This window comes from Ruegeria sp. L12, assembly GCF_056531745.1.
Genome location: NZ_JBQFMH010000009.1, coordinates 119,695 through 132,345 on the forward strand (window position 1 = coordinate 119,695; position 12,651 = coordinate 132,345).

The window sequence follows — 12,651 nt, forward strand, 5'->3', positions numbered from 1 at the left end:
GCCATGAAGATCGCCTTTCAGATGGACCCGATCGGGGCCGTGGACATCAATGCCGACAGCTCATTCCGTCTGGCCGAAGAAGCGCAGGCCCGGGGGCATGAGCTGTTTTTCTACGGGCCGGACCAGTTGGCCTATCAGGAAGGGCGTATCACCGCGCGCGGACACGACATGACGGTTCAGCGGGTTGCGGGCGACCCTGCGGTGCTGGGCCCCGAACGCGAGGTTGATCTGGCCGATTTCGATGTGGTCTGGCTGCGGCAGGACCCGCCGTTTGACATGCATTACATTACTTCGACCCATCTGCTGGATCGTCTGAAAGGGCAAACGCTGGTGGTGAATGATCCGTTTTGGGTGCGAAACTATCCTGAAAAACTGCTGGTTCTGGATTTCCCTGACCTGACCCCGCCCACGACGATTGCGCGCGATTTGCAGACCATCAAGGTGTTCAAGGAAAAGCACGGCGACATCATCCTCAAGCCGCTTTATGGCAATGGCGGCGCAGGTGTGTTCCGGCTGGATGCCGAGGATCGCAACCTGACCTCTCTGCATGAGCTGTTCACCGGATTTTCGCGCGAACCTCTGATTGTTCAAAAGTTCCTGCCCGACGTGCGCAATGGCGACAAACGGGTGATTCTGGTCGATGGCGAAGCCGTCGGTGCCATCAACCGCGTCCCGGCCGAGGGCGAGACACGCTCGAACATGCATGTGGGCGGGCGGCCCGAGAAGATCGGTTTGTCTGAGCGCGATCTTGAGATCTGCGCTACAATCGGCCCGCTGTTGAAAGAGAAGGGTCAGATATTTGTCGGGATCGACGTCATCGGCGATTACCTGACCGAGATCAACGTGACCTCTCCCACCGGCATTCAGGAACTTGAGCGGTTCAATGGCGAGAACATTGCCGAAAAGATCTGGCAGGCGATTGAGGCGAAGGTCTAAGCATCGACCTTGGCGCTGATGCGAAAGCTCAGCGCCTCGGCAACATGCGGGCGGCGTATGTCCGGCACGCCTTCCAGATCAGCTATGGTGCGGGCGACCCGAAGGATGCGGTGAAAGGCGCGGGCAGACAGGCCAAAGCGTTCTGCTGCCTTTAACAGCAGGTCTTTCCCTTCAGCATCCGGGGCCGCGCATTCCTCCAGATGCTTGCCTTCGAGATCGGCGTTCTGGCGGGTGCCGGGCATGTCACTGAACCTCTCTGCCTGTATTGCGCGCGCCGCTTCGACTCGCGCCGCGACAGTGGCAGAGCTGTCGCCCGAAGGTGGCAGGTCGAGATCGGTAAACCCGACGGGCGGAACTTCGATGCGCAGATCGAAACGGTCCATCAAAGGCCCCGAAATGCGGCCCAGATAATCCTCGCCACAGACCGGCGCGCGGGAACAGGCGCGCGACGGGTCGGTCAGGTAGCCACATTTGCAAGGGTTGGCCGCCGCCACGAGCATGAAGCGGCAGGGGTATTTAACGTGGGCATTGGCGCGGGCGACCATGACCGCGCCGGTTTCGACGGGTTGGCGCAGGGTCTCCAGAACGGTGCGGGGGAATTCTGGGAATTCGTCCATGAACAAAACGCCGTTATGGGCCAGTGAAATCTCACCGGGTTTGGCGCCCTTGCCGCCGCCGACAATGGCCGCCATCGAGGCGGTGTGATGGGGTTCGCGAAAGGGACGCGCCCGGCTGATACCACCTTCGTCCAGCAAACCGCAGAGCGATTGGATCATCGAGGTTTCCAGTGCCTCGACCGCCGTCAGCGGCGGCAGTATGCCCGGCAGCCGTGCCGCCAGCATGGATTTACCCGAACCGGGCGTGCCGATCATAATAAGATGATGCCGCCCTGCCGCCGCGATTTCCAGCGCACGTTTGGCGCGCTCCTGCCCTTTGACATCCCGCAAGTCGCGCGCGTTGGGGGCCAGATGAACTTCGCCCGGCGTTGCGGCGGGCAGCGCGGATTGGCCGGTGAAGTGGCGCACCACATCCCCCAGAGACCCCGCGCCGATCACCTGCGTTGCGTCGACCCAGGCAGCCTCGGCGCTGGACGCTGCGGGGCAGAGCAGGGCGCGGTCTTCGGCTGCGGCGGTCATGGCAGCGGGAAGCGCACCCACGACCGGCACCAGAGACCCGTCCAGCGACAGCTCACCCAACGCCACGGCCCCTTCGGCGGCATCGGTCGGGATGATCTCCAGCGCCGACAGCAGGGCAACGGCGATGGGCAGATCGAAATGACTGCCCTCTTTCGGCAGATCGGCGGGCGACAGGTTGATGGTGATCCGTTTCGACGGCAGAGCGATTGCCATCGAACTGAGCGCGCTGCGTACCCGGTCGCGCGCCTCGGACACCGCCTTGTCGGGCAGGCCGACGATGGAAAAGGCCGGAAGGCCCGGCGAGACGGCGCATTGCACCTCGACCGGGCGGGCGTCAACGCCCTGAAAGGCAACGGTATGGGCGCGGGCGACCATGGCAATCCTGTTCTTGGTTAACGGGACGTTGCTGCCATGAACGCAGTTTAGGAATGGTTAACGCCAGCCACCATCGCGGTGAATTTTGGCCAGGCGTCCGGATCGGCCACGGTTTTGTCGCGGCAGAACGAGTTGCAGAAGCCCCAGACCTGACCGTCAAGTTCCAGATAATCCGTGACAGGGTCGCCGGAATACGGGCAGGCCGTATTGACCGACGGGCCGGAATTGACGGCCTTGGCCTTCGAGGTGCCGCCAATAGGCCAGTTCTGCGCAGGCAGGTTTTGTGGATAGGGAAAGGGATCATAGGAAATGGTCAGGCCCATCGCGCGCCACTGTCGGACACTCGGGTCCGAGAGAAGCTCAAGGCAATAGGCACGATTGGCCTCGGACACCGGCAGGCCATAGCCGATGATCCGTGCGGCGACTGGGGTATAGAACACATCCGCCAGCGAACAGGCTCCGAACAACGGGCCGGTTTCTGCGCCTGAAATGTTGCGGGCATGCGCCCACAAGGTCTCGATCCGCTGCAGATCGGACAACGTGTCGGGTGAGGGCTGAAAGCCTTCCCAGCAATGACGCAACTGCATCGGGCACTGATCCCGCAGGGCCGAGAAGCCTGCAACCATCTCGGCGCACAGCCAGCGGGCCGTTGCGCGCGCTGCTTGATCGGAGGGCCAGAGCCCGGCCTTTGGGTGGTACTCGGCCAGTGTTTCGGCCATGGCGAGGCTTTCGCCGACTACGGTTCCATCCGGCAGCCGCAGGGCCGGGACAAGGCGAGCGGGGGCCAGAGCCTCCATATCTGTCGCCATGGTTCCGGCATAAAGGCCGATCATGTGGGAGCGGTAGGGCAGGCCGAATTTCTCGAGCATAAGCCAACCGCGCAGGGACCAGCTGGAAAACAGGCGGTCGCCGATGAAAAGGTCATGGGTCATGCCAGAACGATGTCGGATCGCGCCGCATCGGTAAATCAGTGATTTGTGCGCGGCCCCATCACGGGCGGTGATTGATCCGACCCACCGACCAGCGGTCACCATGATGGGTGATCTCGGTGACCGAGAGGTTGTCTATGCGGTGCCCGAACGCCTCTTGCGCTTCAACATCCAGCGCACGCTGGACTTGTGTGAGGATCACGCCGAAATGTGCCACAACGATCAGGTCATGCCCGGCATGGGCCGAGATCAGCGTATCAATGGCCGCATCAACCCGCGCCCGTACTTCGTTCCAGCTTTCTCCGTTTGGCGGTCGCACCTCGCCGGGATTGTCCCAGTAGGCAAAGCAGAGTTCGGGGTCTTCGGCTTCGATATCCTTGAAGCCACGCATCTCCCAACTGCCGAAGTTGATTTCGCGCAGGTCCCGGTGGTGCGGCAAGCGCCTGCGCGCCCCTTGAATGGCGCTGGCGGTATCGGCGGCGCGCGACAGGTCGGATGAGATCACGATGGCCTTGGACGGAAGATGGGCAGAGAGACGATCAAGTGCTGCCGTATCACTCAGATCTGCGGGCAGGTCGGACCAGCCGACCATGGTTTTGGCATGGGTCGGCCCGTGCCGCACCAGATGCAGGCGGGTCATAGGGGCACGCCTTTCAGGACTAGGGGCAATCCGGCGGTTACCTGTACTACCCGACCCGCCTGAGCGGCGAGCGCGATGTTCAACCGCCCCTGTGCCTCGCGAAAGCGGCGGGACAAGGCGTTGTCGGGCACGATCCCGTGGCCGAGCTCGTTCGAGACGATCACGACCTGTGCGGCGCAGCTTTTCAATGCGATCAGCAACGCGGCCTGCGCCTGTTCAAGATCATTTTCAGCCAGAAGATGATTGGTCAGCCACATGGTGGCGCAATCGATCAGGCAAACCTGATCACTCGTCAGCTTCGCCAGTTCCGGCGACAGGTCAAATGGTGCCTCGATTGTAAGCCAGTCGCTGCCTCTTTGTGCAATATGTTGCCTGATTTTCAGGCGCATCTCATCATCAAACACTTGTGATGTCGCCAGATAAACGCGGTTTTTCCCTGTGGAAACAGCAAGTTGTTCTGCAAATAGCGACTTTCCCGAGGCCGCGCCGCCCAGAACAAAGGTTAAATTAGGGTGCACTTTCATTACCTTTCTGGTGATCCACCCGGTTTTGTTCTGCGTATCGACACTAGGTCGGCAACACAAGCCCGGCCCATCGCCTGTGGTAAAGGGAGAGTCGCATGGCACTGGACAACGCAAACGATTTCTCGATGTCGCGGCAGGCGATGAAGGCCGAGCTGCTGGATGCCGAGACCGAGTTGAAGCTGGCTTATGCCTGGCGTGACGACCGGGACGAAAAAGCGCTACATCGTTTGATCACCGCTTATATGCGGCTGGCGATATCGATGGCCGCCAAGTTCAAGCGCTATGGCGCGCCGATGAATGATCTGATTCAGGAGGCCGGGTTGGGCCTGATGAAGGCCGCCGACAAGTTCGACCCCGACCGGGGGGTGCGTTTTTCGACTTATGCGGTGTGGTGGATCAAGGCCAGCATTCAGGACTATGTGATGCGCAACTGGTCGATGGTGCGCACCGGGTCAACCTCGTCTCAGAAATCATTGTTCTTCAACATGCGCCGGGTTCAGGCGCGGTTGGAGCGCGAGGCCGCGACCGAGGGGCTGGATCTGGATCGTCATCAGCTGCACCAGATGATCGCGTCTGAAATCGGTGTGCCATTGCGGGATGTCGAGATGATGGAGGGCCGTCTGGCCGGCTCTGATTTCTCGTTGAACGCGGTGCAATCGGCTGACGAGGACGGGCGCGAATGGATCGACGCGCTGGAAGATGAGCGGGAGCAGGCGGCCGAAACTGTTGAAAACAGCCATGACACGCAACGGCTGCGCGAATGGCTGGTCACCGCGATGCAGGCGCTTAATGAACGCGAACGGTTCATCGTGCGCGAACGCAAGCTGCGGGAACCGGCACGAACCCTGGAAAGTCTGGGGCAAGAGCTTGGATTGTCGAAAGAACGCGTGCGCCAGCTTGAGGCCGCAGCTTTCGTCAAAATGCGCAAGAACCTTGAAGCCCAATCGCGCGAGGTGCAACACTTCTTCGCATGAAACCCTATGCGATTCTTGCAGCTTTTGTGCTGTTCTCCAGCGCCCCCCAAGCGGGTCGCGCGGCTGATCTGATACCTGACGAAGTGTTGGCCCAAATGCAGGCGGCCGATGTGGTGATCCTTGGCGAGATTCACGACAACCCGCGTCATCATATTGTCCAGACCGAAGCGGTCGAGGCCATTGCGCCCTCGGGCGTTGTCTGGGAAATGGTGACCGAGGAAGGCGCGCAGCGCTTGGCGCAGAAGGCGGCCACCAACCCGGAAGAGTTGTCGCGTATCCTGCGCTGGGCAGAATCTGGCTGGCCGCCGCTCAGCATGTACTATCCGGTTTTTGAGGCATCGAACGCACCGGTCTATGGCGCGATGGTCCCGCGCACCGCCGCGCGTGCCGCGATGGAGCGGGGCGCGGCCACAGCGCTGGGCGCGGATGCGGCGCGCTATGGGCTGACCGTTCCTCTGGCACCTGAGGATCAGGCCGCGCGCGAGGCGGATCAACTGGCGGCCCATTGCGACGCATTGCCGGCCGAGCTTTTGCCCCAGATGGTGGCGATCCAGCGTTTGCGCGATGCGGTGTTGACCCGCGCCATCCTGCAGGCCACCGAGGACACCAGTGGGCCGATTGCGGTGATCACCGGCAACGGTCATGCGCGCAAGGATCGTGGCATTCCCACCTTCCTGTCGCGAATGAATCCGGGCTTGAAGGTCTTTGTCTTGGGCCAGTCCGAAGATGGCCTCATCTCTGGCGAGTTCGATGCGGTGATCGACAGTCCGACTGTCGAACGGGAAGATCCCTGCAAGGCATTTGAGGCACAGAATTAACTGCTGGAACTGCCCGGCGGCCTTGCCTAATGTCAGGGCCGACCGGGACGGGAAGGGCAAGACATGCTGGCAACCAAACGCATTCTGCTGATCATTGGTGGCGGGATCGCGGCCTATAAGTCGCTGGATCTGATCCGGCGGCTGCGCGAACGTGGTGCGAATGTAACGCCCGTGCTGACCCGTGCCGCCGAGGAATTCGTGACGCCCCTGTCGGTGTCGGCGCTGGCGGGTGAGAAGGTCTATCGCGACCTGTTCGATCTGACCGACGAGGCCGAGATGGGCCATATCCAATTGTCACGCTCGGCTGATCTGATCGTTGTGGCACCCGCGACTGCCGATCTGATGGGCAAGATGGCGGGCGGGCTGGCCAATGATCTGGCCTCGACGCTGCTGATGGCGACCGACACACCGGTTCTATGTGCGCCTGCCATGAATGTACGGATGTGGGACCATCCGGCGACGCAACGCAATCTGGCGCAACTGAAGGCAGACGATGTCAGATTTGTGGGCCCGAATGAAGGCGACATGGCCTGTGGCGAATACGGTCCGGGCCGCATGTCAGAACCGTTGGAGATTGTAACTGCGATTGAAGCGCAGCTTGACGACGGACCGCTCAAGGGCAAACGGGTGCTGGTCACCTCGGGTCCGACGCATGAACCCATCGATCCAGTCCGCTACATCGCCAACCGATCTTCGGGCGCTCAGGGCACGGCAGTGGCGCGGGCGCTGGCAGCACTTGGGGCCGAGGTGGTCTTTGTCACCGGACCTGCCGAGGTTGCACCGCCCGAAGGGGTGCATGTTGTGTCGGTCGAGACAGCGCAACAGATGTCTGACGCGGTCGAGGCCGCGCTGCCCGTTGACGCCGGTGTCTTTGCGGCAGCGGTGGCGGATTGGCGTGTTGCATCGGCTTCGGACAAGAAACTGAAGAAAAGCCGAGACGGGCTGCCTGCGTTGGAATTTACCGAGAACCCAGACATCCTGAAGCGTATCGCACGGATGGAGGCGGGACGCCCCGCGCTGGTGGTGGGCTTTGCCGCCGAGACAGACAACGTGATCGAACACGCGACCGCAAAACGCGCGCGCAAGGGATGCGACTGGATCGTTGCAAATGATGTAAGCCCCGCGACGGGGATAATGGGCGGGTCCGAGAATGCGGCGATCCTGATCTCGGACGCAGGCGCCGAGGAATGGCCGCGTATGGGCAAGGATGCTGTCGCCGAGCGATTGGCGCAGAGGATCGCGGCGGCCCTGGCAGAATAACGACCGCGAAAACTAGAGAGGCCCCGGGATGGTTGCACTCGTGATCTGTGAGGATGGGGTTGATCCTTCGATCCGGTTGCCTTCGTATGAAACGAAAGGGGCCGCCGGGGCAGATGTGCGGGCCAATGCAAAATCCGACAACACTGTGCAAGCTGGACAACCGCTTGGATCGCCCTTCAGGGCGAAGAAATTACACGCCGTTGCGAATTGGTTCATGAACGCATCAACCCGGAGAGGTTCGCCAGTTTAGTCATACCCGCCTTCGGGCGCTTGCGGTGCAGGCGCGAGGGTTGTGTCAAAGTTGTCGATAATCGGCAGGCCATGATATTGAGGGCTTTGCATCCGATGATGGTATTCTTCACGCGCGGGTGAGGCCAGTTCGTGAAGGCGGTTGGAGAGAAGATGAAGACAGTGGAGATAATCGCTTCTCTTAACAAAAAACTTCAAAGATGAGCGACGAAGTTTAAAAGCTATAAGCTAAAGCTGAAGTTCGATCTTTCGAGCACAATATGTTGCGTGAGAGTTTGAGCAAACAATAATGGGCCGGCCCAAATGTCGTGTCGATGAACAAGGAAGTTACCCGTGACGAAAATCGTTAAATTCAAGAGGGTTGAAGGGAATGACTTGCCGCTCCCTTGCTACGCAACAGACGGCGCGGCAGGTATGGACCTCCGGGCGTTTTTGCCTGACGGTCCAGTCGATCTTGTTCCAGGTAAGGTAAGCTTGATCTCAACTGGCCTATACGTTGAGCTACCTCATTGTACCGAGATGCAAATTCGGCCCCGCTCGAGTCTTGCTATCAAACGAAAGGTAATTATTCCAAACAGTCCGGCCACGATCGATGAAGACTATCGTGGTATCGTGTATGTCGGTCTTTTTCAGCTTGGAGATGAGCCAACAACGCTGAATCATGGCGATCGTTTCGCGCAGGCGATCATCGCGCCAATATTGCGGGCATCAGTTGTCGAAGCGCACGAATTATCCTCAACGGACCGCGCATCAGGTGGTTTTGGCTCGACAGGTAGAGAGTAAGCGTTGCATGTAGCCTCAGGCCGGGGTCATTCTATGATACAACCACTGCAGTTTATTGGCCTTGTGGCCAACATGCAGAATGGCAACAATTAGCGCTTCCGGCCCAAAGCGGTTATCGGCCATCTCCAAGTGTCAGTCCGCTTCGCCCCGTATTTGGACATTGATATCCAAACGCAGTAACGTGAATATCGGCATTTGCTGATGCAGCGTAACTGCGCATGTGCAACATGATTTTTTAAAGGAAATACAATAAATTGAAGTCTATGATGCCCTTCTGTGATCTTGCTCAATACTGCAGTGTGCACGGAGATATGTTCTCTTCAAAGCACTTGCCGGGGAACGGCAACCGGCAATGGCAAACTCAGGACTTTGGCCACCATTTCGCCTTGGCGTGACACATCCATTTTATCAAAGGCAACCTTAAGGTATTGACGCGCGCTTGCTTCCGTTATGCCCGCATTGTTTGCGGCTTTTTGCAGAGACAAACCGCCCACGATCAGAGTGACAAGTCGCGCCTGACTGGCAGTCAACCCAAACGCTTTGCATAGTACTTCTTGCCGTGTTTCCATGGGCCGTTGCGAATCTCGGATGGTCAGTACCGCAAGTGGCTCACTTTTCTGAGCCCATGCTGAGTACGTGTTTTCTCCCAGAAGCGGAGAGATATAAACCTGCAAGGGAACCAAGCTTTTGTTGCGAACAATCGAAACGGCTTGCCCTGAAACTGCGTTTCCGTTCCGTGCCTGCGATATGACGAGATCAATGGCCGCGGACAGACGTCGTTCATTGGCTTTGCTTGGGACTATTTTTCCATCGACAAAGGACAGCCCGTCTCGGTCTTGAAGGATTTCCTGAGCTGTCGCATTGCTGAACATAATCTTGGATAAGCGGCTTACGACAAGCACGCCGATCGCCATGTTATCAAGCGTATTCGCCGCAACATTCCTTTCGAAATCGATCGTGCCGATATCTCGCTGCAAAATAACGGCGCGGTTTAGATGAGGGATCAGTTCACTCATCAAATCGCAATCAGACCTATCAAACTGATTTTGTGACTTGTTTCTCAAGGCAAGGAAGTATGAGAGCGAACGCGTGTCTTCGATGAGATTTACACCCAGTGAATACTCGACGCCGCCCGGTTCCAGAATTTCTTGGTAGACTTGGGTGCCGTGCAGGTCCTCATCGCTCAAGTGCATCCTGCAATGTACGGGCTCAAACGGGTTCTGCGCAAAATAGGGTAGCCGGGGATCCATTGGCATAAGTTCATCATATCGGCGGTAATGGCTGTCACTCCATTCGTACCCGTAGAGACGACTAAAAGAGAGCGTATGGTTGCGGAGATCATGGTGACCGATCTGAGCGCCCTGAGCCTCAAAAAGCTCTGCGGCGGACTGCAGGAAAGCAGACCATTTCCCGGGGTCGCAGGCTGCTTCATATAGAGCATCCACAGTCTTCAACACTTGACGAAGCCGTTCGCTGGTCGGTTGGCTGTTCAAAATTCCAAGCTCCATATCATGGCGTTCGGTTCGTCCTCGATCGACGTCGAAGCAGATTCGAAATTCTACTGAAATAGAACATTTTTTTGCGCTGCAAGTTCACATTTGGGAACTGTCGGCCCCCCTGTTCCAAACTACGGTCTGCCACATCTTCAATGGCTAATTGAGCATATCGAGTTTCCCTCCATGTATTTGTTACAAACCAGCTTCGAGACCATGCTGACCTATCCCAATCTTCTTCAGATGATTGGTGTCGTGGGTTTTCTAACCTACGTGACCGGTTTTGCCCTGGTCCAAAACGAGAAAGTATGCGGCAACGGCATATTGTACCCTGCGTCCAAAGTCTTTGCCGCAATATGCGTGCTGATCAGCCTCGTCGGGGCTTTCAACCTCTCTTCATGCCTGATCCAGCTGAGTTACATCGTTATCGGTCTCTACGGAATCGCAATACGCCGCAAGAAAAGCAGGCTGGGCAACGTGGACAAGACTGAAGCGAAGCACGCAGTGACGTCAGAGAACATCGTAGTCTTGGCCGCCACTTCAAGCCAAAGGACGTCAGAGGGAGAACTGGGCCGGTGCGGTTAGTGGTTCGATCCCGACATGCTGACGACAATCGGTCAAGCGTCCTCTGATGACTTTAAGGTCCCCCAAAGAACGTGTGATCCAGACCCTTTGCTTCGAGGCCGGGGGAGTTGCTCTGGTTTCTCCAGCATATGCATATCTGACCGGCGCATCGGTGGCGGGAGGTTTTACTACAATTACGCTCTTGTCGATTGTGATTATGACCTGGGCGCCAGTTTACAATACGCTTTTTGACTATATCGAGCGAGAGCGTTCCGGGCGTCTCGCAAGCGACAGATCAAAGAGAATTCGCATCCTGCACGCGTTCCTTCATGAAGTCAGCTCCGTTCTGTTAACCTGCCCGTTGCTCATTTGGCTTGGCGGGCATTCGCTGACTTCGGCCCTTTTCATCAATGTCAGCCTGACAATCACCTACGTGGTTTATACCTTTATTTTTCACATATTTTATGACCGCTGGCGTCCTGTTCAGTGCCCCGCCAACTTTGCCCGCGACCTGTAAGTTTCTCATGCAAGAATTGCCTACGTGCAGGACTGATCAAAGTTGCTGCCGCGCTGTATCAGGGAATTTCATGCTTCTGCAGAACTATCGGCATTGCGTGCGTGCTGAGCAAGAAGTCAGAACTGCTGCTGCGGGCTCGGTGCCGCCAACTGCTGGCGCAGCGAGGGTAACTGCGATTGGCCCAGAACTGATCGGGTACGGCACGCACTCGCTCCGTCGGACAAAGGCGGCGGAGAAATATCGAAAGACTGGTAACCTCCGTGCGATCCAGCTTCTGCCGGGACACACAAAGGTTGACAGCACTTTCAGATACCTTGGTTTCGAGCTTGAAGATGCCCTGAGTAACGCCGAGCAAATCGACATTTGAACCATGTTGGTGGACGGCAATTGTCGTCCGCCATTTCAACACGTCTCGCAACAGATGAGCAGATATTATGCGAGGGGCCGTATTCTTATATATCGTTCACGGTCAACTGATTCAAAATCGCCTTTGCGATTACGATGTCCTGAACCGCGACACCGGTCAGGTCGACAACCGTTATCTGGTCGCTGCTCTCTCGTCCCTGCGCTTCACCGCTTATGACCTTGCCAAGTTCAACTATCTTGTCTTCGGACAGAGCGCTGACCTGCAGGGCCTGAAAAATTTCCCCACGCAGAATGCATTGGGCAAGGCTGTCGGCGACAACAACATCGGCAAGGGCAAGGATCTCGGGCGCAAGTTCGTTCTTTTGGGGAGTGTCCGAACCCATCGCGGTGATATGCGTACCGGGCCTGATCATGGTGGCGTTCAGCAAGGGCTGTTCAGCGGGTGTTGTTGTAACAATCAAGCGGGACAGATCGCATAGTTCGTCAAGTGACTGCGACACCATCACCCGGTACCCCATCGCCGTCACGTCCGCAGCTGCAGCTTCCACATGGTTGGTATTGCGTCCCCAGATGGTCAGATCACGGCACGAGGTGACGCGCCGAAGATAATCAGCCTGCAGCCGAGCCTGTACGCCACAGCCAACAATGCCTATCATTTTTGGATCGGCTGGGGCCAACGTCTGGGCGGCGACGGCACCGGCGGCGGCGGTGCGGTGATTGGTCAGTTCACCGTCCTCGAGCAGCACCGCCTCAGTCATCCCGGTTTTCTGGCTGATGACGAGCATGCACCCTCCGAACGGTGGCAATCCGATCTTCGGGTTATTGAAGAATCCTGTGGCCACCTTGATTACGCAAACCTCATCGTCGCGGATTGCTCCGTATTTGATATGCAGTTCCCCATTGTTTTTTGGAAACAAGAGTTCCCCAACAGGTGGAACTTCGACCTCTCCGCGAGAGAATGCCACGAAACCTTTGGCGATTTCTTCGACAAGATTCACTTTTGGCAGAACCGCTCTGATCTCGTCGATTGCGTAAACACCTGTCATACTCATTTGCCTCCGCACAACCGGTTTCATACATCGCTCTT

13 protein-coding genes and 1 pseudogene are annotated in these 12,651 nt (G+C 57.8%); 8 read left to right on the top strand and 6 right to left on the bottom strand.

What is annotated here, in order from left to right; translation table 11 throughout:
• Window positions 1-3: 3 nt before the first annotated feature.
• Entirely contained in the window at window positions 4-936 is a 933-nt protein-coding gene (gshB, locus tag ACR0K9_RS15150) for a glutathione synthase (protein ID WP_480824386.1), read from the top strand.
• Here the strand turns inward: gshB and ACR0K9_RS15155 are convergent.
• From ACR0K9_RS15155 to cobU, 4 genes are read right to left on the bottom strand one after another with little or no spacing between them, the layout of a single operon-like run.
• Complete coding sequence (locus ACR0K9_RS15155; RefSeq protein ID WP_480824388.1) at window positions 933-2,447, bottom strand: YifB family Mg chelatase-like AAA ATPase; 1,515 nt, start codon at window positions 2,445-2,447, stop codon at window positions 933-935. The two genes, gshB and ACR0K9_RS15155, sit on opposite strands and share 4 nt — an antisense overlap.
• A 47-nt stretch (window positions 2,448-2,494) precedes the next feature.
• Window positions 2,495-3,379: a glutathione S-transferase gene (locus ACR0K9_RS15160; protein ID WP_480824390.1), complete on the bottom strand. Its 885-nt coding sequence runs from the start codon at window positions 3,377-3,379 to the stop codon at window positions 2,495-2,497.
• Window positions 3,380-3,437: 58 nt separating this feature from the next.
• Entirely contained in the window at window positions 3,438-4,016 is a 579-nt protein-coding gene (locus ACR0K9_RS15165) for a histidine phosphatase family protein (RefSeq protein WP_480824392.1), read from the bottom strand.
• Window positions 4,013-4,540, bottom strand: coding sequence for a bifunctional adenosylcobinamide kinase/adenosylcobinamide-phosphate guanylyltransferase (cobU, locus tag ACR0K9_RS15170; RefSeq protein WP_480824394.1), 528 nt, complete (start codon window positions 4,538-4,540; stop codon window positions 4,013-4,015). The genes ACR0K9_RS15165 and cobU overlap by 4 nt, the downstream gene beginning before the upstream one ends.
• 95 nt (window positions 4,541-4,635) lie before the next feature.
• Between cobU and ACR0K9_RS15175 the strand changes: the two genes are divergently transcribed.
• The 4 genes from ACR0K9_RS15175 (at window position 4,636) to dut (ending at window position 8,624) form a co-directional block, all read left to right on the top strand.
• Window positions 4,636-5,514 carry an RNA polymerase factor sigma-32 gene (locus ACR0K9_RS15175; protein ID WP_480533172.1) on the top strand — a complete coding sequence of 293 codons (879 nt, stop codon included), beginning with the start codon at window positions 4,636-4,638 and terminating at the stop codon, window positions 5,512-5,514.
• Complete coding sequence (locus ACR0K9_RS15180; RefSeq protein ID WP_480824396.1) at window positions 5,511-6,332, top strand: ChaN family lipoprotein; 822 nt, start codon at window positions 5,511-5,513, stop codon at window positions 6,330-6,332. Before ACR0K9_RS15175 ends, ACR0K9_RS15180 begins: the two co-directional genes overlap by 4 nt.
• 63 nt (window positions 6,333-6,395) lie before the next feature.
• Window positions 6,396-7,592 carry a bifunctional phosphopantothenoylcysteine decarboxylase/phosphopantothenate--cysteine ligase CoaBC gene (coaBC, locus tag ACR0K9_RS15185; RefSeq protein WP_480824398.1) on the top strand — a complete coding sequence of 399 codons (1,197 nt, stop codon included), beginning with the start codon at window positions 6,396-6,398 and terminating at the stop codon, window positions 7,590-7,592.
• Window positions 7,593-8,174: 582 nt separating this feature from the next.
• The gene (gene dut, locus ACR0K9_RS15190) at window positions 8,175-8,624 is read left to right on the top strand and encodes a dUTP diphosphatase (protein ID WP_480824400.1); all 450 of its coding nucleotides are present in this window, start codon (window positions 8,175-8,177) and stop codon (window positions 8,622-8,624) included.
• Window positions 8,625-8,944: 320 nt separating this feature from the next.
• On the opposite strand, the gene ACR0K9_RS15195 is transcribed toward dut, so the two are convergent.
• The gene (locus tag ACR0K9_RS15195; RefSeq protein ID WP_480824402.1) at window positions 8,945-10,132 is read right to left on the bottom strand and encodes a hypothetical protein; all 1,188 of its coding nucleotides are present in this window, start codon (window positions 10,130-10,132) and stop codon (window positions 8,945-8,947) included.
• A gap of 201 nt (window positions 10,133-10,333) precedes the next feature.
• Here ACR0K9_RS15195 and ACR0K9_RS15200 point away from each other — a divergent pair, with 201 nt between their 5' ends.
• The 3 genes and pseudogenes from ACR0K9_RS15200 to ACR0K9_RS15210 form a co-directional block, all read left to right on the top strand.
• Entirely contained in the window at window positions 10,334-10,702 is a 369-nt protein-coding gene (locus ACR0K9_RS15200; protein ID WP_480824404.1) for a CBU_0592 family membrane protein, read from the top strand.
• 46 nt (window positions 10,703-10,748) lie between these two features.
• Entirely contained in the window at window positions 10,749-11,198 is a 450-nt protein-coding gene (locus tag ACR0K9_RS15205; protein ID WP_480824406.1) for a PACE efflux transporter, read from the top strand.
• A gap of 166 nt (window positions 11,199-11,364) precedes the next feature.
• Window positions 11,365-11,565: pseudogene (locus ACR0K9_RS15210) on the top strand (integrase); the annotation flags it as partial.
• 85 nt (window positions 11,566-11,650) lie between these two features.
• Here ACR0K9_RS15210 and ACR0K9_RS15215 read toward each other — a convergent pair.
• Entirely contained in the window at window positions 11,651-12,640 is a 990-nt protein-coding gene (locus ACR0K9_RS15215) for a Rossmann-fold NAD(P)-binding domain-containing protein (RefSeq protein ID WP_480824408.1), read from the bottom strand.
• Window positions 12,641-12,651 lie beyond the last annotated feature (11 nt).